The sequence below is a fragment of the Polaromonas sp. UBA4122 genome (genome assembly GCA_002381615.1).
In the GTDB taxonomy this organism is placed as follows: Bacteria; Pseudomonadota; Gammaproteobacteria; order Burkholderiales; family Burkholderiaceae_C; genus Polaromonas.
Genome location: DFWY01000091.1, coordinates 20816 through 41724 on the forward strand (window position 1 = coordinate 20816; position 20909 = coordinate 41724).

21 protein-coding genes and 2 pseudogenes are annotated in these 20909 nt (G+C 60.4%); 15 read left to right on the top strand and 8 right to left on the bottom strand.

The features are described 5' to 3' along the window. Positions 1-216 precede the first annotated feature (216 nt). The 9 genes and pseudogenes from B3F77_RS12230 (at position 217) to B3F77_RS12275 (ending at position 7538) form a co-directional block, all read left to right on the top strand. On the top strand, positions 217-717 hold the full coding sequence (locus tag B3F77_RS12230; RefSeq protein ID WP_293605219.1) for an ATP synthase subunit I: 501 nt from the start codon (positions 217-219) through the stop codon (positions 715-717). Positions 718-733: 16 nt separating this feature from the next. Further along, positions 734-1567 (top strand): annotated as a pseudogene (gene atpB / locus B3F77_RS12235) (F0F1 ATP synthase subunit A); the annotation flags it as partial. Positions 1568-1772: 205 nt separating this feature from the next. Beyond that, positions 1773-2021, top strand: coding sequence for a F0F1 ATP synthase subunit C (atpE, locus tag B3F77_RS12245; RefSeq protein ID WP_180128455.1), 249 nt, complete (start codon positions 1773-1775; stop codon positions 2019-2021). 35 nt (positions 2022-2056) lie between these two features. Next, positions 2057-2527: a F0F1 ATP synthase subunit B gene (locus B3F77_RS12250; RefSeq protein ID WP_293605220.1), complete on the top strand. Its 471-nt coding sequence runs from the start codon at positions 2057-2059 to the stop codon at positions 2525-2527. A gap of 12 nt (positions 2528-2539) precedes the next feature. After that, positions 2540-3094: a F0F1 ATP synthase subunit delta gene (locus B3F77_RS12255; protein ID WP_293605221.1), complete on the top strand. Its 555-nt coding sequence runs from the start codon at positions 2540-2542 to the stop codon at positions 3092-3094. A gap of 60 nt (positions 3095-3154) precedes the next feature. Continuing rightward, on the top strand, positions 3155-4708 hold the full coding sequence (atpA, locus tag B3F77_RS12260) for a F0F1 ATP synthase subunit alpha (RefSeq protein ID WP_293605222.1): 1554 nt from the start codon (positions 3155-3157) through the stop codon (positions 4706-4708). Positions 4709-4765: 57 nt separating this feature from the next. Next, on the top strand, positions 4766-5632 hold the full coding sequence (gene atpG, locus B3F77_RS12265) for a F0F1 ATP synthase subunit gamma (protein WP_293605223.1): 867 nt from the start codon (positions 4766-4768) through the stop codon (positions 5630-5632). Positions 5633-5672: 40 nt separating this feature from the next. Then, positions 5673-7100, top strand: coding sequence for a F0F1 ATP synthase subunit beta (gene atpD / locus B3F77_RS12270; RefSeq protein WP_293605224.1), 1428 nt, complete (start codon positions 5673-5675; stop codon positions 7098-7100). A 21-nt stretch (positions 7101-7121) separates the two neighbouring features. After that, complete coding sequence (locus B3F77_RS12275) at positions 7122-7538, top strand: F0F1 ATP synthase subunit epsilon (protein ID WP_293605225.1); 417 nt, start codon at positions 7122-7124, stop codon at positions 7536-7538. Between the two features lie 187 nt (positions 7539-7725). Here B3F77_RS12275 and B3F77_RS12280 read toward each other — a convergent pair whose 3' ends face one another. The 7 genes from B3F77_RS12280 to B3F77_RS12315 form a co-directional block, all read right to left on the bottom strand. Then, the gene (locus B3F77_RS12280) at positions 7726-8268 is read right to left on the bottom strand and encodes a TPM domain-containing protein (RefSeq protein ID WP_293605226.1); all 543 of its coding nucleotides are present in this window, start codon (positions 8266-8268) and stop codon (positions 7726-7728) included. Between the two features lie 5 nt (positions 8269-8273). Continuing rightward, on the bottom strand, positions 8274-9167 hold the full coding sequence (locus B3F77_RS12285) for a TPM domain-containing protein (protein ID WP_293605227.1): 894 nt from the start codon (positions 9165-9167) through the stop codon (positions 8274-8276). 19 nt (positions 9168-9186) lie between these two features. Continuing rightward, positions 9187-9786 (bottom strand): LemA family protein, encoded by a 600-nt coding sequence (locus B3F77_RS12290; RefSeq protein WP_293605228.1) that lies wholly within the window; start codon positions 9784-9786, stop codon positions 9187-9189. A 580-nt stretch (positions 9787-10366) separates the two neighbouring features. Then, positions 10367-11071, bottom strand: coding sequence for a hypothetical protein (locus B3F77_RS12300; protein WP_293605229.1), 705 nt, complete (start codon positions 11069-11071; stop codon positions 10367-10369). Continuing rightward, complete coding sequence (locus B3F77_RS12305) at positions 11071-11745, bottom strand: C39 family peptidase (protein ID WP_293605230.1); 675 nt, start codon at positions 11743-11745, stop codon at positions 11071-11073. Before B3F77_RS12305 ends, B3F77_RS12300 begins: the two co-directional genes overlap by 1 nt. A gap of 12 nt (positions 11746-11757) precedes the next feature. Next, complete coding sequence (locus B3F77_RS12310; RefSeq protein ID WP_293605231.1) at positions 11758-12144, bottom strand: hypothetical protein; 387 nt, start codon at positions 12142-12144, stop codon at positions 11758-11760. Between the two features lie 81 nt (positions 12145-12225). Next, complete coding sequence (locus B3F77_RS12315) at positions 12226-14013, bottom strand: hypothetical protein (protein WP_293605232.1); 1788 nt, start codon at positions 14011-14013, stop codon at positions 12226-12228. Positions 14014-14684: 671 nt separating this feature from the next. On the opposite strand from B3F77_RS12315, the gene B3F77_RS12320 reads away from it, so the two are divergent. The 5 genes from B3F77_RS12320 to B3F77_RS12340 all read left to right on the top strand — a co-directional run bounded on the left by B3F77_RS12320 (position 14685) and on the right by B3F77_RS12340 (position 19651). Continuing rightward, positions 14685-15953 (top strand): acetate kinase, encoded by a 1269-nt coding sequence (locus B3F77_RS12320; RefSeq protein ID WP_414703005.1) that lies wholly within the window; start codon positions 14685-14687, stop codon positions 15951-15953. Between the two features lie 8 nt (positions 15954-15961). Further along, the gene (locus tag B3F77_RS12325) at positions 15962-17302 is read left to right on the top strand and encodes a sigma-54 dependent transcriptional regulator (protein WP_293605234.1); all 1341 of its coding nucleotides are present in this window, start codon (positions 15962-15964) and stop codon (positions 17300-17302) included. 287 nt (positions 17303-17589) lie between these two features. Beyond that, the gene (locus B3F77_RS12330; RefSeq protein ID WP_293605235.1) at positions 17590-18036 is read left to right on the top strand and encodes a YybH family protein; all 447 of its coding nucleotides are present in this window, start codon (positions 17590-17592) and stop codon (positions 18034-18036) included. Between the two features lie 15 nt (positions 18037-18051). Then, on the top strand, positions 18052-19041 hold the full coding sequence (locus B3F77_RS12335) for a YheT family hydrolase (RefSeq protein ID WP_293605236.1): 990 nt from the start codon (positions 18052-18054) through the stop codon (positions 19039-19041). A gap of 52 nt (positions 19042-19093) precedes the next feature. Beyond that, a complete protein-coding gene (locus B3F77_RS12340) occupies positions 19094-19651 on the top strand; it encodes a DUF2946 family protein (protein WP_293605237.1) in 558 nt (185 codons plus the stop codon). A 102-nt stretch (positions 19652-19753) separates the two neighbouring features. Here B3F77_RS12340 and B3F77_RS12345 read toward each other — a convergent pair whose 3' ends face one another. After that, positions 19754-20653 carry a c-type cytochrome gene (locus B3F77_RS12345; protein WP_293605238.1) on the bottom strand — a complete coding sequence of 300 codons (900 nt, stop codon included), beginning with the start codon at positions 20651-20653 and terminating at the stop codon, positions 19754-19756. A gap of 164 nt (positions 20654-20817) precedes the next feature. Here B3F77_RS12345 and B3F77_RS21115 point away from each other — a divergent pair. Continuing rightward, positions 20818-20909, top strand: a pseudogene (locus B3F77_RS21115) (IS6 family transposase); the annotation flags it as partial.

Consider the following 20909-nt stretch of genomic DNA (forward strand, 5'->3'; position numbering starts at 1 on the left):
TTTTCCGCTTGTCGCAGGATTTACAGGCGCTATAGGAGGTAAACAACCTGATTGTCGCCTGCAAAGCGACCGGTGCTTGCCGCATGGCGATTGAGCATCATCGCCGCGCCGCGCAGCAATTTTCCCGATACGCGCGGGTTTCTACGTATAATCAAGGGCTTTGCTGATAACTGTAGTAACCGGCTTGTCACCTGCTTGTAATTTGTGAGGGTCAAAATGACAGATTCGCCGGTTCGTGCCAGAGCAAAGATTTCAGTTCAGCATATTGATGCTGAAGATGAAGATTTCAAGCCGCTGACGCGCGAAGAAGCGCAAAAACTGCGTGAAGCCAGTCCTTCACTGTCGCCCTGGTGGGTGGTGGCGGGGCAACTGGTGGCCGGGTTGGTGGTGGCTTGTATCGCATGGGCATTGACGGGAAGACGCGAAGTGGCCTGGTCGGCGTTCTACGGCGCGCTGGCGGTCGTGATCCCGGCGGCACTGTTTGTACGGGGGTTGACCGGCAAGGTGTCGTCCGTGAATCCGGGTGCTGCGGTGCTTGGATTTTTTTTGTGGGAAATGGTCAAGATTGGCCTGACGGTGGCGATGTTGTTCGCGGCACCGCGACTAATTGAAAATTTAAGCTGGCCTGCCATGTTGGCGGGTCTGATAGTGACGATGAAAGTGTATTGGGGCGTGCTCTGGTTCAAGCCAAAGCGCCCCACTGCGCACCAAACTTAACGGGACGAGTGGATAGATGGCTGCTGCAAACGGACCTACCGCCGGTGAATACATCGGGCACCACCTGACTCATTGGCAGAACAAGCCAATGGATGGTGTCATTGATTTCTCGGTATACAACCTCGACTCGATCATCTGGGCCGTCCTCCTTGGCATCGTCGGCAGCTTCTTCCTCTGGAAAGCCGCACGCGCCGCGACGTCGGGGGTGCCGGGCCGCTTCCAGGCTGCCGTCGAGATCCTCGTTGAAATGGTCGACAACCAGGCCAAGGGCATCATCCACAATGCCAAGAGCCGCAAGCTGGTTGCGCCCATGGCGCTGGCCGTTTTCATCTGGATTTTCCTGATGAACGCGATGGATTTGCTACCCGTCGACCTGCTGCCCAAAGTCTGGGAAACCATCTTCGACGTCGCCGGCCTTGATCCCCACCACGCCTACCTGCGCGTCGTGCCAACCGCCGACCTCTCAACCACCTTGGGCCTCTCGATGTCGGTGCTGCTCGTCTGCGTGGCCTACAACATCAAGATCAAGGGCGCGGGCGGCTGGGTGCATGAGCTGTTCACGGCACCCTTTGGTAGTCACCCGGTTTTGTGGCCGATCAACTTCTTGATGCAGATGATCGAGTTCGCAGCGAAAACCGTGTCGCACGGCATGCGGCTGTTTGGCAATATGTACGCTGGTGAACTGGTGTTCATGCTGATCGCGCTGATGGGCGGTGCTGCTGCCATGTCGCTGTCCGGTATTTTGCTGCCCATCGGCCAGATCATCGCCGGCACGGTTTGGGCGATCTTTCATATCTTGATCATCACCTTGCAGGCGTTCATTTTCATGATGCTGACGCTGGTGTATGTCTGTCTCTTATANNATCGGCCAGATCATCGCCGGCACGGTTTGGGCGATCTTTCATATCTTGATCATCACCTTGCAGGCGTTCATTTTCATGATGCTGACGCTGGTGTATGTGGGCCAGGCCCACGATCAGCACTAGGTTTTGTAGGTCTGGTTTCTTTCTTTTTTCTTTTGTTTGTTAGTTAACTTAAATCCATAGGAGCTTTAAATGGAAAACGTTCTCGGTTTCGTCGCTTTGGCCGCTGGCCTGATTATTGGCCTGGGTGCTGTCGGCGCATGTATCGGCATCGGCATCATGGGTAGCAAATACCTTGAAGCAGCCGCTCGTCAGCCTGAACTGATGAATGAATTGCAAACCAAGATGTTCCTGCTTGCAGGTCTGATCGACGCCGCGTTCCTGATCGGTGTCGGTATCGCGATGATGTTCGCATTTGCCAATCCTTTTGTGCTGAAGTAAGTCATCGTCACAAACCCCGATAGAAAGGTGTTGCCGTGAGTATTAACGCAACCCTGTTCGTTCAAGCGATTGTTTTCGCGATTCTGGTGTGGTTCACAATGAAATTTGTGTGGCCGCCCATCATGAAAGCGCTGGACGAGCGGGCTCAAAAAATCGCTAGTGGCCTGGCCGCTGCCGAGAAAGCCAAGTCTGAACTTTCCGTGGCCAACAAGCGCGTGGAAGAAGAACTGGGCAAATCTCGCAACGAGTCGGCAATACGCCTGGCTGAGGCCGAGCGCCGTGGCCAGTCCCTGATTGAAGACGCCAAAGCCAGGGCAACCGAGGAAGGCAGCAAGATCATTGCCGCCGCCAAGGTCGAAGCCGAGCAGCAAACTGTCAAGGCTCGCGAAACCCTGCGCGAGCAGGTTGCCGCACTGGCCGTCAAGGGTGCCGAGCAGATTCTGCGCAAGGAAGTCAATGCTGGTGTGCATGCTGACTTGCTGGGCCGCCTGAAGACCGAACTCTAATAGAGCATAAATATGGCAGAACTAGCCACCATTGCACGTCCTTACGCTGAAGCTCTGTTCAAGGCCAGTACCGCAGGTTCTTCGTCAGGTTCAGGCGCTGACCTGGTTGGCACGACTGCCTGGCTCGATGAACTGGCGGTCATTGCAGCCGATGTGCGGTTGCAGCAGTTCGCTGGCAATCCCGGCGTGACAGCGGCCCAGACCTTTGATGTGATTTCCGGCGTCGCGAAAGCCGCACTTCCGGAAGCTGCAAAAAATTTCCTGCGCGCCGTGATCGACAACGGGCGCATTAGCGTGCTGCCGGAAATTGCCAGTCAGTTCCGTACCCTGAAGAATGCACAGAGTGGCTGCTCGGACGCCACCGTGTACAGCGCCTTTGCGCTCGAAGGTGCGGCGCTGGCTGATCTGGCTGCAACGCTGGAAAAGCGCTTTGGCCGCCAACTCAGCCTCAAGGTTGAGCTGGAGCCGGCCCTGATTGGCGGCGTGCGTGTCGTGGTGGGTGACGAGGTGCTGGACACTTCGGTGAAAGCCCGTTTAGAGCAAATGAAAGTGGCGCTGATTTCCTGATCTTGCGCCCGGGCGTTACATCAGGTTTTTAGCCAACAACATAGAAAGAAGGAAAGAGTCATGCAACTCAATCCCGCAGAAATTTCTGAACTGATCAAAAGCCGCATCGAAGGCTTGACTGTCAGTGCGGACATCCGTAACCAGGGTACTGTTGTGTCGGTGGCCGACGGTATCGTTCGTATCCATGGTCTGTCCGATGTGATGCAGGGCGAGATGCTCGAATTCCCTGCCACGGCAGACGGCACGCCCACCTATGGTCTGGCGCTGAACCTCGAGCGCGACTCGGTCGGCTCGGTGATTCTGGGCGAGTACGAGCACATCGCTGAAGGCGACACCGTCAAATGCACGGGCCGCATTCTGGAGGTGCCGGTCGGCCCCGAGCTGCTGGGCCGCGTAGTCAACGCACTGGGTCAGCCGATTGACGGCAAAGGTCCCATCAACGCCAAGATGACCGACGTGATTGAAAAGGTTGCGCCTGGCGTGATCGCCCGTAAATCGGTCGACCAGCCGCTACAAACCGGCCTGAAGTCCATTGACTCCATGGTGCCGATTGGCCGTGGTCAGCGCGAGCTGATCATCGGTGACCGCCAGACCGGCAAGACCGCGGTAGCGATTGACACCATCATCAACCAGAAGGGCACAGGCGTTTCTTGCGTCTATGTTGCGATCGGCCAGAAGGCATCGTCCATCAAGAACGTGGTTCGCTCGTTGGAGCAAGCCGGCGCCATGGCCTACACCATTGTGGTGGCGGCCTCGGCCTCCGATTCGGCTGCCATGCAATACGTGAGCGCCTACTCTGGCTGCACCATGGGCGAGTACTTCCGCGATCGCGGCGAAGACGCCCTGATTGTGTATGACGACCTCTCCAAGCAGGCCGTGGCTTACCGTCAGGTGTCGCTGCTGCTGCGCCGTCCGCCGGGCCGTGAAGCCTACCCTGGCGACGTGTTCTATCTGCACAGCCGTCTGCTTGAACGTGCCGCCCGCGTGAACGAGAAGTATGTCGAAGACTTCACCAAAGGCGCTGTCAAGGGCAAAACCGGTTCACTGACCGCACTGCCCATCATCGAAACGCAAGCCGGTGACGTGTCTGCCTTCGTGCCGACCAACGTGATCTCGATCACCGACGGCCAGATTTTCCTGGAAACCAGCCTGTTCAACGCCGGTATCCGTCCCGCGATCAACGCCGGTATCTCGGTGTCCCGCGTCGGTGGCGCAGCCCAGACCAAGCTCGTGAAAAACCTGTCTGGCGGTATCCGGACCGACTTGGCGCAGTACCGTGAACTGGCTGCGTTTGCGCAGTTTGCTTCCGATCTGGACGAGGCCACCCGCAAGCAGCTGGACCGCGGTGCCCGCGTGACTGAACTGCTCAAGCAGGCGCAGTACTCACCTTTGTCCATCTCCAACATGGCCGCCACGCTGTTCTCGGTGAACAAGGGCTTCATGGACGATGTGGAGGTCAAGAAGGTGCTGGATTTTGAGCGCGGCCTGCAGGCTTGGCTGAAAGACAAAAACGCCGCCTTGATGGCCAAACTCGAAGCCAACAAAGCCATGGACAAGGACGCTGAGGCCGAGCTGAACACGGCTGTGACCGAGTTCAAGAAGTCGTTTTCCTGAGCTTGCCTGAATACCGGCAAGCGTTCTAGAAACCCATAGGAACCCCTTAGGAAACATATGGCAGTAGGCAAGGAAATACGCGGCAAGATCAAATCGGTGGAAAACACCCGCAAGATCACCAAAGCCATGGAAATGGTGGCGGCCTCCAAAATGCGCAAGGCGCAGGAACGGATGCGTGCCGCCCGTCCTTACAGCGACAAGATCCGCAACATCACGGCCAACCTGAGCCAGGCTAACCCCGAATACACCCACGCGTTCATGGAGTCCAACGACGCCAAGAGCACCGGGTTTATCGTGGTAAGCACCGACAAGGGCTTGTGCGGTGGTTTGAACACCAACGTTCTTCGCATCTTGACCGCCAGGCTCAAGGATCTGCAGGCCGCCGGACATGATGCGCAGGCCGTGGCCATTGGCAACAAGGGATTGGGCTTCCTCAACCGTGTGGGCGTCAAGGTGGTGTCTCATGCGACGCAGCTGGGAGATAAGCCGCACTTGGACACCTTGATCGGCCCTGTCAAGGTGCTGCTCGATGCATACAGCGAAGGCAAAGTCAACGCGGTCTACCTCTGCTACACCAAGTTCATCAACACGATGAAGCAGGAGCCGATGGTGGAGCAGTTGCTGCCGCTCACCGCTGACCACCTGCAGGCCGACAAGGACCAGCATGGCTGGGACTACATTTACGAGCCCGACGCGCAGACCGTGATTGATGATTTGCTGGTGCGCTACGTGGAAGCGCTGGTGTTTCAGGCCGTGGCCGAAAACATGGCCTCGGAGCAGTCAGCCCGCATGGTGGCCATGAAGTCTGCCACCGACAACGCCGGCAGTGTAATAGACGAACTCAAGCTGATTTACAACAAGACGCGTCAGGCGGCGATTACGAAAGAACTTTCGGAAATCGTTGCCGGTGCTGCCGCGGTTTAAACCGCGATTCAAGATTCAAAGAACGGAAAAGGATTCGGTCATGGCTCAAGAGAATCTACAAGTGAACAAAGGCGCTCAAGGCAAGATTGTTCAGTGTATTGGTGCGGTGCTGGACGTGGAATTTCCGCGTAACCAGATGCCCAAAATTTATGACGCGCTCAAGATGGAAGGCTCATCGCTGACGCTGGAAGTCCAGCAGCAGCTGGGTGACGGCATTGTGCGTACCATTGCGCTGGGCACGTCAGATGGCATGCGCCGCGGCAATATCGTGTACAACACCGGTGCGCCGATTACGGTTCCCGTGGGCAAAGCCACGCTGGGCCGCATCATGGACGTGCTGGGTGCGCCGATTGACGAGCGTGGCCCCGTTAATCAGGAACTCACCGCTGCCATCCACCGCAAGGCACCCGCCTATGACGAGTTGAGCCCTTCGCAGGAGTTGCTGGAAACCGGCATCAAGGTGATTGACTTGATCTGTCCGTTTGCCAAAGGCGGCAAGGTGGGTCTGTTCGGCGGCGCCGGTGTCGGCAAGACCGTGAACATGATGGAACTCATCAACAACATTGCCAAGGCGCACTCGGGCCTGTCCGTGTTTGCCGGTGTCGGCGAGCGTACCCGCGAGGGCAATGACTTCTACCACGAGATGGCCGAGTCCGGCGTGGTGAATCTTGAAAACCTGGGCGAATCCAAAGTGGCCATGGTGTACGGTCAGATGAATGAGCCCCCAGGCAACCGTCTGCGCGTGGCGCTGACCGGCCTGACGATTGCCGAGTCTTTCCGTGACGAAGGCCGCGACGTGCTGTTCTTCGTGGACAACATTTACCGCTACACGCTGGCCGGTACCGAAGTGTCCGCGCTGTTGGGCCGCATGCCTTCCGCCGTGGGTTACCAGCCGACGCTGGCCGAGGAAATGGGCCGCCTGCAAGAGCGCATTACCTCCACCAAGGTGGGCTCCATCACGTCCATCCAGGCCGTTTACGTTCCTGCCGATGACTTGACCGACCCGTCGCCTGCCACGACCTTTGCTCACCTTGATTCCACCGTGGTGCTGTCGCGTGACATCGCCTCGCTGGGTATCTACCCCGCTGTGGATCCGCTGGATTCGACCAGCCGCCAACTTGACCCCAACGTGGTTGGTGAAGACCACTACGCCACCGCCCGCGCCGTACAGGGTACGCTGCAGCGCTACAAGGAATTGCGCGACATTATTGCGATTCTGGGCATGGATGAGTTGGCCCCTGAGGACAAACTGGCCGTGGCCCGTGCCCGCAAGATCCAGCGTTTCCTTTCCCAGCCTTTCCACGTTGCTGAAGTGTTCACCGGCTCGCCCGGCAAGTACGTGAGCTTGGCCGAAACCATTCGTGGCTTCAAGATGATTGTGGCTGGCGAGTGCGATCATCTGCCAGAGCAGGCCTTCTACATGGTCGGCACCATTGACGAAGCGTTTGAAAAAGCGAAAAAAGTTTAACTGACTAACGGAGCGGTTTATATGCCTACCATCCACGTCGACGTTGTCAGCGCAGAAGAAGCTATCTTCTCCGGCGAAGCCAAGTTTGTGGTTTTGCCCGGGGAAGCGGGCGAGCTGGGTATCTACCCGCGCCACACGCCGCTGATCACCCGCATCAAGCCGGGGGCAGTACGCATTGAAAAAGCGGATGGCACTGAAGAGTTTGTGTTTGTAGCCGGCGGGCTCCTCGAAGTGCAGCCCCATTGCGTGACGGTATTGAGCGATACCGCCATTCGTGGCAAAGACCTGGACGAGGCGAAGGCCAGCGCAGCCAAGGCTGCCGCTGAAGAAGCGCTGAAAAACGCCAAGAGCGAAATTGACATCGCCATGGCCCAGTCCGAACTCGCCGTGATGGTCGCCCAGATTTCCGCGCTGCGCAAATACCGCCAGAAGAAATAACAGCGGGCTTAGGCCGCTACAGCAGGCCCCCGCATACCGGGATCCTGCATCAAGCCCCTGCCGCAAGTCAGGGGCTTTTTTGTGGCGGCGCGGGGTAGGCCGCTTTGTGCCGAACCGTGCCGGCCTGTCGGCAGCACCGCTCGATGGCACTGCTTCGACTTGCCTGTCATGCCGGCTACCCGCCCAGCTACTGCAATAACGGTGTGTCGGGCAATTCGTTCGGCTGCGCCTGCTGGCTGTCCAGCGTGCCCTCCACGGTAAAATGCGCCATCAGCACCGCCGAGGTTTCTTCAATCGCCTGTGTCAGTCCGTCCTCGTAGCGCTTGTCCCGAAATGCGCTGGCGATGCGTGCCACCATGGCCTGCCACTGCAGCGGGCTCACATGCCGCATTAAGCTGCGGTCCGCCACAATTTCAATGGCGTGTTCGGCCAGCAGTACATAAATCAGTACGCCGTTGTTGTGCTCGGTGTCCCACACACGCAATTTTCCAAACATGGTCACAGCACGCTGCCGCGTGAGGGTGCTGATGGGGGTCTGCCTGTCCAGTCGCCACAAATAGCTGATGGGCAGCGAAGCTTCCACGCAAATGCGAATTTGCCCGCCGTGGCGTCGTTCGCTGGCCGCGACCCGCTGCGTCAGGCGCTGCAGCATGTCGGGCGGAACAGCGCGCCGGGTATCTGAAGTGTCCAGCCACAGGTGTTTGATAAGGCGTTTTAGCTTGTTGATCATGAGGCTTACCAGTCACCCGAGGCGCCACCGCCGCCGAAATTTCCACCGCCACCGCTGCTAAAGCCGCCGCCTCCTCCTCCTCCTCCGGTGCCACCCCAGCCTGAAAAGCTGCCGCCACGGCCCAGCGAGCCCAGGCTCGCAAACAGGGCGAATACCACGCCCGCCAGGGCGGCGATGCCGCCAATCAGCACACTGCTGGTGAATATCCAGGCCAGCACACCGATGACACCACCCGTGACCACCGAACCCAGCTTGCGCCCCAGCAAGCCCCCAAGCACGCGCCCGCCAATTGGTACGGCAAAAAACAGGAAGACGGCCAGGTTCATCCAGTTAAAGCCTTTCATGTTTTTGGGCATCGAGTGGGTGCTATCGGGCGCGGGCAGGTTTTCACCGCTGATCAGCGCAATGATCTGGTCTGCCGCGGCATCCAGCCCACCGGTAAAGTCCCCTTGCTTGAAGCGCGGGGTAATGGCGTTGTCGATGATCTGACGCGCCGCCAGGTCGGGAATTGCGCCCTCCAGCGCCTTGGTCGTTTCAATGCGAACCTTACGGTCGTTTTTGGCCACCACCAGCAGCAAGCCGTCGCCGATAGCCTGGCGTCCGATCTTCCAGCTGTCGCCCACCCGCTGCGCATAGGCGGCTATATCTTCGGGTTGGGTGGTGGGCACCATCAGCACCACCACCTGTGCGCCGCGAGCCTGCTCAAAAGCCGTCAGTTTGGCCTCGAGGGCCTGACGCTGCGCGGCATCCAGTGTGCCGGTGAGGTCCATGACATGGGATGTCAGGGGAGGCACCGCTTGCACCCCCTGCACGTCTTGTGCGAAGGCGGTGAAAGGCAGCCAAGCCGCTAGCAACAGGCCAGCCCAGCCCGAAAAAAGAAAGACCAAAAAGCGGCGCATAGTCAGTAACAGCGGCTGCTTACTTCTTGTTGAAGTCCACTACCGGGGGCGCAGAAATCTGAGCCTCGTTTTGCACAGCAAAGTTGGGCTTAACGCTGTAGCTGAATATCATGGCGGTCAGGTTGCTGGGGAAACTGCGCGTCAGCACGTTGTAGGCCTGCACCGTCTGAATGTAGCGGTTGCGTGCCACGGTGATGCGGTTTTCGGTGCCTTCGAGCTGCACCCGCAAATCACGAAAAGCTTGGTTGGCCTTGAGCTCGGGATAGCGTTCGCTGACTACCATCAGCCGACTCAGTGCGCTGCCTAGTTCGCCCTGGGCTGCCTGAAATTTACTGAAGGCCGCAGGGTCGTTCAGCGTTTCTGGCGTTACTTGAATGGACGTGGCCTTGGCGCGCGCTTCAATCACCTTGGTCAGCGTGTCCTGCTCGAAAGCGGCTTCGCCCTTGACCGTGGCCACAATATTCGGCACCAGGTCAGCACGGCGCTGGTACTGGTTCAGCACTTCGGACCAGGCGGACTTGGTTTGCTCGTCCAGACGCTGGAAATCGTTGTAACCGCAGCCTGTCAGCAGAAAGCTCAATACGGCTGCGATGGCCAAACCTAATAAACGGGATTTCATGGCAAAGCCCTCCAAAATTCAAGCCACAACACTAACATAGTCGAATGCCTGAGGTTGACGTAGAAAATCATACGTCATAACTGGCGATCAAATTCAGTAAAGGAGAGTGCGAGTTCAGCAACAAGAAGGGCACCCAATCCCGAGGCCGATACCCGCGGGAATTCAAGCTTGAGGCGTAAGGCGGGTCAAGGGCGGGCACGCATCGTGCGCTGGCATTGGCGGGATGCCGACAGGGACATCGCCGCTCCCGCCGGTCAAGGTGGATGTGGCACGCGCTGGGCTGCGATGAAGTGAGTCTGAGTGAGTCTGGAAGAGCCGGGTGCAGGCCCTGCACCGCATGTACTCCGGCTTGCCGCTGAAGAAGGGACGTGCAGCTACTTTGACGCACGACTACCAGCCAAGCGTCATGCAACGACCACACTGTTTACCGCGCGCAACCTGCGGGACGGCCAACTCCTCGCCCACCACCTCTAACCCCCAAAGTCATTTAGCTGTACCAAGAGTGTGCTCGCGATATCCTGCAGAAGGGCCTACGTGCCAGCAGCGCTTGCAGTCGTTTGAGTCAAAAGGCAACGTCACACTAGCGATTTGCAATAGCGTTGGCTATGGCCTGACTGATCGTCGCCTGCAGGTTCAGGCTCTTCAGGATGCCAAGGCCGTTGGTGGCCGCCTGGATCACGGTTTGGTTGCGGATGGTCTGGTTGTTCAGTGTGTTCTGGATGTACGTGGCCAAGGGGACCATCACTGCGCCGGGCTCCACCGTATTGCCGGGGCCGTTTTGCACGACTTGCGCCTGCGGGGCGATCTGCTGGCCCGGCACTGCAGGCTGCGCTGTCTGGTTGCGGATGGTCTGGTTGTTCAGTGTGTTCTGGATGTACGTGGCCAACGGGACGATCACTGGGCCGGGCTCCACCGTATTGCCGGGCCCGTTTTGCGCGACTTGCGTCTGCGAGATGATTTGCTGGCCCAGCGCTGCAGCCTGCGCTGGCGTGAGCTTGGTGATGTCACCCAGCTGGAGCGACATGGTGGTGACCAACTGGTCGTTGATGTAGACCGCGCGGCTGATGCCGAACGACACGAAAAGACCTGCGCCAAAGTCGAAGCCGCCGCGCATATGGTCCAGCGTGTGGTTGCTGGCGGCGAGCCACATCGTCGATTCCTCTGCCGGCTGCTGCGCAGGGTCATTCTGCGCCTGGCTGGCGCTGGCAAGCAGTAGCCCGCACAAGCCTGCAATCGGCCAGCATCTGCGCCTGGCCCCTACGTGAAGGCGGGGTGTCTGTTTCATTAGAAGTCTCCCGGGCCGTGCTTGGGCATGGTCACGCCCGCAAGGCCATCCCGATTGATCCCGGCCAGCAGCGGCGCCCGAGGTGCGGTGCGCCAGTCGGCCGCCATGTTGAAGTGCGCGGACTCCATGCGGTTGTGAATGACGAACAGCAGGCCGCTTTGCCAGCTGGCCTCGAAAGCCAGGCGCGGCACGGCACGCGTACCGTTCGCCGGATCGCCGATCAGCACACGGTCATCGCGCAGCCCCTTGACCACCACAAAATGCTGGTAGCCGTTTTCGTTGATCAGCACAATGGCAGGCACGCGTGCTTCAGCGAGTTTGTCCAGCGGCTGCTCGAAGCCGTCCGCCTCGAAGCCCTGTGCCTGCAGAAACCGCTTCATGTCGAGCAGCGAAAACCCCTCGCGTTGAATTTTTGACTGGTCGCCGTGCCGGTACATATATTCGAAGACCACGCTCTCAGACACCGGGTAGCCGTAATGGTGGGTCAGCAGCGTGGCCACGGCGGCCGAACCGCAACTGAAGTCGTATTGCTGCAGCAGTGTGCCGGCCAGCCGTGCTTGCCGGATGCTGGTGACGGGCATGATTACATCGCCGCTGCCCAGTGACGGCAGGTAACTTTGTTGCGCCCCGGCCGTCGAAGCCATGAGCGCCAGGGACATGAGCAGCCAACGCATGATGTCCTCCGGTCAATTCACCTGCAGATTCAGAATAACGGCATTCTGGATCAACACGTTGGCGCCGGAATTCTGGATCACCATCGGCATGCCGCTCATGTTGGAAAATGCTCCAGCGCTGATGGCGTTGGTGCCGGTTGCCACGTTGATGGCGGTGTTGTTGGCCGTTGTGCCGGCGAGTGTCATGTCGTTGATGACCACTTCACGCCCGCCACGATACGCCTCCAGCGTGGCCGCCTCGACTGGCTTGTCAAACCCGGCGAACCCGCTGCGTTCGGCGCTTTGCGCCACGGTGCTGGCGGTGTCCTGCGGCGCCAGTGATGCTTGAGCCATCGCCTGCGCGGGCAGCGCTAAAACGAACGCTGCGCCGACGAGCCAGGAGAGGTCAGTAGGTTTCATTTTGTTTCCCCTTGGGTATGCGGTGGCGGCAAGTCGGCATCGACCGTGGCGTGAGGCCGCGATCGATGCCGACTTGGCGGCTTACTTGCCGACGGCCAGGTTAGCCTGCACGTTCACGCTTTGCTGAACCAGCGCGGAAATGCCGCTGTTCTGGCTCGCAACCATGATGCCGGCTGCCGATTGACCGACGCTGGTCATGGTGTTTGCCATGCTGAACGTTCCGGCATTCACACTGTTGCTGCCGCCCGCTCCGCCAGTCCCACCGTTGCCAATGGCAGCGTTCGCCGTGCCGCCCGTGCCCCCGCCTGCACCGCCGGTACCGGTGGCGCCTGCTGCGCCGGCAGCACCGGTGCTGGTGCCTGTTGCGCCAACTGCGCCAGCCGCACCTTGCGCAGTGCCGCCTGTCGAACTGCCGTTCGTGGCGTTGCCGTTGCTGGCCGACGTGGTCGCGTTGCCGTTGGTTGCCGAGCCGCCGCTTGCGCCGTTACCGGCGTTGTTGGTTGCATTGCCGCCGCCTGCGCCGGTGCCCGTGCCGTTTCCAGCGGTGGCCGTTGCCGGACCGGATGATCCGGCTCCACCAGTCGAACTCGTGGCGCCCGTGGTGCCAGCGCCGCCGTTCGCAGTCGCCGTGCCCGTGGCTGCACCAGTGGTGCCTGTGGAAGCGCCGCCCGTGCCCGTGCCGCCCGCGCCGTTGCCGCCATTGCCTGCGTTGCCCGTGGTGCTGGTCGAACCGCCAGCCGCGCCGCCGGTACCGCCGCCGCTCGCCGAGCCACCAGTGCCACCTGCACCCCCCGGGGTGGTCAGCCCGCCGGTGCCGCCGTTGCCGCCATTGGCAGAACCACCATTGGCGTTGCCGCTGGTGCCGCCGTCGGCACTGCCAGCGCCGCCGGAGCGAGCACCGCCACCGCCGCCAGGACCGCCGGTGCCAACACCGACCGAAGCGCTGAGGGCGCCGCCGGTGCGGGAAGCATTGTCGGACGCACTCCGGCCACCCGTTGCGCTGCTCTCCGATTCGGAATTGCCACCACGGCTCAGATTGGCCGACAGTGCCGAGCCGCCATCACCAGAGCCGGCGCCGCCAGCGCCGCCCGTTGCATTACCGGCACGGCCACCATTACCGCCGTCGCCCGCCTGAGCGCCGTTGTTCGTTGCCGAACCAGCCGTGTTGCTGCCGTTGCTGGCGCTGCCGTTGACTGCGCTGGCAATACCGCCAGCCCCGCCAGCCCCGCCAGCCCCGCCAGTCGCCGCGCCGGCGTTACCGCCAGCCCCGCCCGCGCCGCCAGTGCCTGCACCGCCGTTGCCGCTGTTATTGCCGCCTGTTGCGTTGCCACCGGTTCCGGCACCACCAACGGCACCGTTTGCATTTCCGTTGTTGGTGGCGATGTTGCCGATGTTCTGAACGGTGTTACCGCTTACGGACCCTGAAAGATTGCTGGTCGCTGTGGCATTGGACGTGTTGAAGGCGTTCGTGAAATTACCCGTGGAGCCGTTGTTGATGGCTGCTGACCGGGCAGCGCTGGCAACCGCTTGGCCGGAATTCCTGTTGATGCTACGGTCGGAATTGTCGGCGTTGTTTGTACTCTTGTTGTTGTTTACATCCGTATTGTTCGTACTCTTGTTGTTGGCCTGATCAGAGTTGTTCGTGCTGGTGCTGGTTGTGCTCTTGTTGTTGGCTTGATCCGAGTTGTTTTGCGACGCAGTGGAATTCTCGTTGGCCTGTGGCGCATTGCCGCCTTGCGTCGAGGTGGCAGTCGCGGTTTGGTTTCCGGTCGCTGCGCTAGTAGTACCGACGGTACCGTCGTTGGTCGGGTTTGCCCATGCGGAAGCGAATGCAAGGGCGATGGCCGAAGCCAGAAGTGTCTTTTTCATGTTACCTCTCCTAAGATGATTCAAGTTGGTTTGACAAACAGTCTTGGTGAATTGCGTGACCGCAAATCGGTGGCGATTCAGCAACTTCGATGCCAACTTTTCTCTGCAATTGCTAAGTCCTTGACGTCGTTAGGAAAAAAGGGAATTGCTGTTGATTCGCAAGTCATGCCGTCGCGGTCACACGATGGCGGGTTGGGGCGAACTGTCACAGTTGTCTGACGGTTACCTCGCAACCTTGAATGCGAGACGGTTTACCGCTTTCCATATATCGTGACCTCCGCGAGGGCGTGCGGAGTCACCCGCAGGCACGATGACGATGCGCCCGTGTAACTGTCTCGACCCTGTGACGATGCCGGCAACGGGGCAATGGCTCGGGCGTCAGCCAGAGACAGGGGAAACGCGTCTTGGTACCCCGTCTGGCGCAGGTTTGCGGACCGTTGAGGCGCGTCGGCTCCCGACGTATCAGGCATGTGACAGCACGCCGTTCCTTGGTTGGGGAATTACCTTTTGTTGCGATTTGCTTCTTGCCGCCAATTGCAGCTATGGCCTACGCTATGGGCAAGAAAAAAAATGAAAGGTCTCACGCTGTGAGACCGCATAGATAGGGGGGCTTCGTGAACAGATATCTCCATAACGGGCCGTTGGCCTTTCTTGCCTGCTCCGCGCTGGCCATGACAGCAACGGCATCCCACGCACAGGGCGTGCCGGCGCCGAGTGATGATGCGGGCGCGCGTATCGAGCAGCTGCAGCAGCAGTTGACTGAACAAGCCCACCAGATCGAAACCCTCAGGCAAGCGGTGGCAGACCAGGAGGCGCGTCAACGCGAATTGCAGCGTGCGCTGGGCCAGGAGTCACGCCCCGTCGCCGGTCGGGCCGAGCGCGTGGCGCCGTCCGCGCAAACGCCGCAAACGCAGGACACGGTCAGTGCATCCGATACTTCCCAGCGCGCCGTGCGCGTGGGGACTGCGCCAAGTCAGGAGCCCCGGCCACCGGCCGTGGCGCCGTTGTTCGACCAGCCGGGAATTCTCACCCCCAAGAGCAAATTTGTGCTGGAGCCCTCGGTGCAATACAGTTACTCGTCGAGCAACCGGGTGGCACTGGTGGGCTACACCATCATTCCGGCATTGCTGATCGGCCTGGTAGACGTGCGCGAGGTCAAGCGCAACACGCTAACGGGTGCCTTGACGGGCCGCTATGGCCTGACCAATCGGCTGGAACTGGAGGCCAAGCTGCCTTACGTGTACCGGTCCGATTCGACGATCAGCCGCGAAATCGCGATTGGAACGGCCACTGACAGCGTGTACAGCACCAGCGGCAAGGCCCTCGGCGACGTCGAACTCGCGGCGCGTTACCAACTCAACGAAGGAGGCGGTAACAAGCCCTATTTCATCGGATCGATGCGTTTCAAGTCGCGTACCGGCAAGGATCCGTTCGATGTAGTAACCGACTGCGTCACGCGCTGCGTGGGCAACACGACGGGGACCGGCCTGTCGCTCGACCTGCCGACCGGCTCGGGTTTTTACTCACTGCAACCGGGCCTGACCTGGCTGTTCCCGTCTGATCCCGCAGTGTTCTTTGGTGGCATCAGCTACACGTACAACTTCAAGCGCAGCGACGTCAGCCGCCTGGTGCTCAACGGCGAGCGTGAGTTCCTTGGCACGGTGGAGCCCGGCGGCGTCTTCGGCATCAATTTTGGCATGGGGCTGGCGCTCAACGAAAAATCTTCGTTCAGCATGGGCGTTGACCTGAACTCAATCGCCCGCACGCGCCAGGACGGTGTGCCAGTGCCGGGCTCCGTGCGCACCCAGCTGGCCAGCCTGCTGCTGGGCTATTCGTACCGATACAGCGACAAGACCACTTTGAGCGTCACGGTCGGTGCCGGCCTCACGCGGGACACACCGGACCTGACCGTGAACCTCAGGATTCCGATGTCTTTCTAAAGGGCTTCATGGAATTGCGAAAAATCCTTTGCGTCAGTCTGGGCACGCATTCTGCAGAGGTGGCCGACCATTTGCGGGCCGCTGCTTGGGACGTGTTGCCGGCAGCCGACCTGGCTGCGGCGCGACGCATTCAGGCGCATCAGCAAGTGCCGGTCGGCGTGCTGCTGCTCAGGGACTTTACGCCTGGGCGGCTGGACTCGGTTGAGGAGTTCCTGAGGCTGTCACATCGGGTGGAGTGGGTAGGCGTATTCGACGTCGAGGCGCTCAATTCGCAGGTCCTGCGCGAGTTGGTCCTGAACTACTTTTTTGACTACCACACGCAGCCGCTGGACTGGCGCGTGCTCGACCTCACGCTGGGCCACGCCTTTCGCCGCGCCCAACTGCGTGGCCAGGGCGAGGCATACCTCCAAGCCGCAGGCAGCATGGGCATGGTCGGGCACAGCGCGGCGATTGCGCGCTTGCAACAACAGATCCGCAAGGTGGCCGCCACCGACGCGCCGGTGCTCATCGGTGGAGAAAGCGGCAGTGGCAAGGAACTGGCCGCGCGTGCCATTCACCAGTGTTCCCGGCGCGCTGCCGGTCCGTTCGTAGCCGTCGATTGCGGTGCAATTGCGCCGTCGCTGATTCATTCGGAACTGTTTGGCCACGAGCGCGGCTCCTTCACCGGCGCGACGGCAGGCAAGCAAGGATTGATCGAGGCGGCCAGCGGCGGCACCATCTTCCTGGACGAAATCACCGACCTGCCGCTTGAACTGCAGACCAACCTGTTGCGTTTTCTGCAGGAACATACCATTCATCGTGTGGGTTCCACGCGCAGCCTGCAGGTCGATGCCCACGTGATCGCGGCCTCGCACGTGGATCCGGCGGAGGCGGTGGCTGCAGGCCGGTTTCGTGAAGACCTGTTCTATCGCCTGAATGTCTTGCCCATCGTGGTGCCGCCCTTGCGCGAACGCATGTCCGACGTGCCGATGCTGGCGCAGCATTTTTTGCAGCGTTGCATGGCCGACAAGCACCGGCGGGTGGAAGGCTTCAGCCGGCAGGCCATGGCTGCGATGATGTTCCACGGCTGGCGGGGCAACGTGCGCGAGTTGTGCAATCGTGTTCAGCGCGCCATGGTGATGACGGACCAGCGCTTGATCACGTCGGCCGATCTGGGGTTGGCGGAGGCGAGCGGGCCTGTCGGCATCGGACTGGACGCGGTGCGCACCATGGCCGAGCGCAATGCGATTACGCTGACCCTCGATCGTGCCGGCCGCAACGTCACCCATGCGGCGCGCGACCTGGGTATTTCGCGCATGACGCTATACCGCCTGATGGACAAGCACGGCCTCGCCCCGCGCGCTGAATGAGGGCTGATGCGCCGGCGGCCTTCAGCGACTGGCGAGGGCGGCAACAGCTTGGCTTGGTGTGGTATTGAGCGCTATCGGGTACAGAAAAAGGCGCCTTTTCGGCCATGGCATCGCTGCCAATCCGCAAGGGATCTATGGGGCGCTGTGGTTTACGCCTCGCCCTGGCCAATAAACCATCATTTTTGTCGTTGCCATCAAGCATGCAACACTACATTAGCTTGATGTCGGGCGCAATCCCAAGCAGAATTCAAAAGCAGATTCATCGCGTCCATTTTCTGATTGCCCTCATGCCAAAACCCAAAGTCCCTCCCGCCAGTATCGGCAACGCCGACGATACTGAGGCCGCTTTTTACGAAGCGCTGCAAAGTGGCGACATCGAAAAGCTCATGGCTTGTTGGGGTGATGAGGACGACATTGTTTGCGTGCACCCGGGCGGCGCGCGGCTGGTGGGTGGCGCCGCCATACGCGCCGCGTTTGATGCTATGTTTTCCAATGGCACCATTCGGGCCCATGCCGAAAAAGTCCGTAAGGTGGAAGCCCTGAGCGCCAGTGTGCACAGTGTGCTGGAGCGTGTTGAAGTGCTGACCGAAGAAGGCCCGCGCCACGCCTATGTGATTGCCACCAACGTGTATCACGCAACGGCGCAAGGCTGGCGCATGGTGGCCCATCATGCCAGCCCCGGTACTTCGCGCGACCTGCAGGAGGTGTCAGAAGTCCCGCCCATGCTTCACTGACGGGCATCAGCAGCTATGAATTATGTAGCGCCATGGTGGCTTCCAGGCGGCAATTCGCAGACCATATGGGCGGCATTACGCGCCCGCCGCTTCCTCGGGCAACCGCCCATGTTTCGCCGCGAACGCTGGACCACGCCCGACAACGACTTTGTGGATGTCGACTGGCTGATGCCCATGCCTGCAAGCGTGGCGGCACCACCCTTATTAGTGGTCTTCCACGGCCTGGAGGGTTCGTCGTCCAGCCACTATGCCGAAGCCTTTGCCGACGTCGCCCGCACCCATGGCTGGGCTTGCGCCGTGCCGCACTTTCGCGGCTGCTCCGGCGAGCTTAATCTGGCGCCGCGCGCCTACCACTCGGGTGATTTCGCCGAGATCGACTGGCTGCTCAGGCGCTTTGCAGACCAGCACGCCGGGCCGGTGGTGGCCGTCGGCATTTCCCTGGGCGGCAATGCGCTGATGCGTTGGGCTGCCGAGTTAGGTGCAGAGGCCCGGCAGGTGGTTGCAGGCGTTGCTTCGGTCTGCTCGCCGCTTGATCTGGCGGCCAGCGGTAGGGCCATCGGCCGGGGGTTCAACCGTCAGGTGTACACCCGCATGTTCCTCAAGACCATGGTGCCCAAGGCGCTCCAAAAGCTGGCGCAGCACCCCGGCCTGTTTGACCGCCAACAGCTCCTGGCCGCGCGCGACCTGTACGAATTTGACAATGTGTTCACTGCGCCAGTCCACGGTTTCAAGGACGCAGAGGACTACTGGGCGCGCGCCTCGGCCAAGCCGCATTTGCATCAGGTGGCCGTGCCGGCGCTGGCCCTGAACGCGCTGAATGATCCCTTCGTTCCGGCCAGCAGCCTGCCGCTGGCCGCCGATGTCAGTAGCTATGTCACCCTCTGGCAGCCTGAGCAGGGCGGCCACGTGGGTTTTCCTTCGTCATCTTCTCTTTGGGAAAATTTCCCCGGGCACGTGCGCGCCATGCCTGAAGCGGTCACCGCTTTTCTGGCGGCGCAGCTGTAGGTTTCTTGACCCTGCGCGCATCACGCCCACCAAGGCAGCGCAAAATCACTGCATGGATGATATTGTTCGCCAGGCCATCGCGAAATGGCCCAACGTTCCCAATTGCTACGGCTGGCTCGGGCTGGATGCGCGTGGCAATTGGTACATGCGCGACGACAGGGCCCAGGCAGCCGGGCCTTTTTCTTCGCTAGATGGCGGGAGCGGCGTGGCCAGCAAGGGCTCGATGCTCAAGCACGAAAAGCTGATTGACTTCATTCAGCGCAACTACGAAAGCGACGCCAGCGGTCAGTGGTTTTTCCAGAACGGCCCGCAACGCGTCTATGTAGAGCTGGAAGCCACGCCGCTGATCTGGCGCGTTGATGCAGCACCCGCTTTTGCGGCCACGGCGCACACCGGCCAGCCTGCCCGTGTCCAGCGCTGCGTGCTGGATGAACAAGGCCGGGTGTACCTGGAAACCGATCTGGGCTTCGGTCTGGTCCACACGCTGGACATGACACACGCGGCCGATGCCATGGAGCAGGGTCTGTGGGTTCCAGAAGAACTGCTGGCAGGTGATTTACCCGCGCGGTTTGGCTATGTGCGCAGTCCACAGTTGCTGCAAAAAATATAGCATATTGCGACCGTGCTGCTTGGGCTATAGCCGTATTTTGTTAAAATACTCAATAAAAAAGCCGGTCACTGACCGGCTTTTTTATTGAGGCACTGGCGCTGCTTATTTGGCAGCGTTCACCATATACTCCACGGCGGACCGGACGTCAGCGTCAGGTGCAGCGGAGCCGCCTTTGGGTGGCATTGCATTTTTACCTTTGATGGCGCTGGCCGTCAGCATGTCGAGGCCGGTTTTGATGCGGGGTGCCCAGGCCGCTTTGTCGCCAAACTTGGGTGAACCGGCCACGCCGGCGGCATGGCAAGCGAAGCAAACCTGCTTGTACAAGGCTTCACCGGCGCCAGAGCCAGCACCTGCCGCCGCGACCTTGGAAGGGGTAGCAGGGGCAGCAGGCATTGCGGGAGCAGCTGGAGCAGCCGTGTTGGCCGCCACCACAGCGGCCGGTGGAGTTGCAGCGGCTTGTGCGGCCGGAGCGGCAGCCGCTACTGCAGGGGCTGCGGGTGCGGTGGGCTCGGCAAACTTGCCACCTGCAGCCGTCGTCATGTACACCACGGCGCGGCCGACTTCGATGTCTTCAAAGTTGCCACCGCCTTGCGCACCCATGGCGTTTTTGCCTTTGAGGGCCGAATTCCAGAGCGCATCAAAACCTGTTTTGATGCGGGGTTCCCAAGCCGCTGCATCGCCGAATTTGGGGGCACCCAGGACGCCTGCGGCATGGCAGGTCACGCATTGGGCTTTGTAGACGGCTTCACCCGACAGGAGGGGACGATTGGCATCACGGAGTTCAACCATGCCGATTTTCTGGATGCGTTGCGCCACGGCTTTTTCAGTATCCGCGGCCCCCGATGAGGGCTTGTTGCCGGAGGTCACGTACAGCACCAGCCCGATAATGGCAAAAATAGGAACTACAAAAGAGAAAAAAACCGCTGCCAGCAACTGCTGTGGGGTCTTGATCGGGCCGGTGTGGACTGCTTCGGGGGCCGTGGTGGGATCGTTTGCGCTCATGGCGTCCTCAAAAAACTAAAAACCGGCGGGCTATCGGGGGCTGCTACAGCGTCTGCGCAGCAGCGTTGGATTATAGCCGGGGGCCTTGTAGGCTCTGTCGCGTTGACAGTCAAGCCGGCCACTCGACTATGCTGAGCGCTTTGACTGAAAAGGCTTGAAACGAGATGCTGGCTACCAAAGGGATGCGCTTCCCAATCGACGTCATTCTGGTATGCATCCGTTGGTACGCGGCGTATCCGTTGAGCTATCGCCATCT

Bases quoted from the DNA above. Each gene is read 5' to 3' on its own strand.
- B3F77_RS12230 (WP_293605219.1), top strand. From the start codon at position 217: ATGACAGATTCGCCGGTTCGTGCCAGAGCAAAGATTTCAGTTCAGCAT.
- atpE (WP_180128455.1), top strand. From the start codon at position 1,773: ATGGAAAACGTTCTCGGTTTCGTCGCTTTGGCCGCTGGCCTGATTATT.
- B3F77_RS12255 (WP_293605221.1), top strand. From the start codon at position 2,540: ATGGCAGAACTAGCCACCATTGCACGTCCTTACGCTGAAGCTCTGTTC.
- atpA (WP_293605222.1), top strand. From the start codon at position 3,155: ATGCAACTCAATCCCGCAGAAATTTCTGAACTGATCAAAAGCCGCATC.
- atpG (WP_293605223.1), top strand. From the start codon at position 4,766: ATGGCAGTAGGCAAGGAAATACGCGGCAAGATCAAATCGGTGGAAAAC.
- atpD (WP_293605224.1), top strand. From the start codon at position 5,673: ATGGCTCAAGAGAATCTACAAGTGAACAAAGGCGCTCAAGGCAAGATT.
- B3F77_RS12275 (WP_293605225.1), top strand. From the start codon at position 7,122: ATGCCTACCATCCACGTCGACGTTGTCAGCGCAGAAGAAGCTATCTTC.
- B3F77_RS12280 (WP_293605226.1), bottom strand. From the start codon at position 8,268: ATGATCAACAAGCTAAAACGCCTTATCAAACACCTGTGGCTGGACACT.
- B3F77_RS12285 (WP_293605227.1), bottom strand. From the start codon at position 9,167: ATGCGCCGCTTTTTGGTCTTTCTTTTTTCGGGCTGGGCTGGCCTGTTG.
- B3F77_RS12290 (WP_293605228.1), bottom strand. From the start codon at position 9,786: ATGAAATCCCGTTTATTAGGTTTGGCCATCGCAGCCGTATTGAGCTTT.
- B3F77_RS12300 (WP_293605229.1), bottom strand. From the start codon at position 11,071: ATGAAACAGACACCCCGCCTTCACGTAGGGGCCAGGCGCAGATGCTGG.
- B3F77_RS12305 (WP_293605230.1), bottom strand. From the start codon at position 11,745: ATGCGTTGGCTGCTCATGTCCCTGGCGCTCATGGCTTCGACGGCCGGG.
- B3F77_RS12310 (WP_293605231.1), bottom strand. From the start codon at position 12,144: ATGAAACCTACTGACCTCTCCTGGCTCGTCGGCGCAGCGTTCGTTTTA.
- B3F77_RS12315 (WP_293605232.1), bottom strand. From the start codon at position 14,013: ATGAAAAAGACACTTCTGGCTTCGGCCATCGCCCTTGCATTCGCTTCC.
- B3F77_RS12320 (WP_414703005.1), top strand. From the start codon at position 14,685: ATGACAGCAACGGCATCCCACGCACAGGGCGTGCCGGCGCCGAGTGAT.
- B3F77_RS12325 (WP_293605234.1), top strand. From the start codon at position 15,962: ATGGAATTGCGAAAAATCCTTTGCGTCAGTCTGGGCACGCATTCTGCA.
- B3F77_RS12330 (WP_293605235.1), top strand. From the start codon at position 17,590: ATGCCAAAACCCAAAGTCCCTCCCGCCAGTATCGGCAACGCCGACGAT.
- B3F77_RS12335 (WP_293605236.1), top strand. From the start codon at position 18,052: ATGAATTATGTAGCGCCATGGTGGCTTCCAGGCGGCAATTCGCAGACC.
- B3F77_RS12340 (WP_293605237.1), top strand. From the start codon at position 19,094: ATGGATGATATTGTTCGCCAGGCCATCGCGAAATGGCCCAACGTTCCC.
- B3F77_RS12345 (WP_293605238.1), bottom strand. From the start codon at position 20,653: ATGAGCGCAAACGATCCCACCACGGCCCCCGAAGCAGTCCACACCGGC.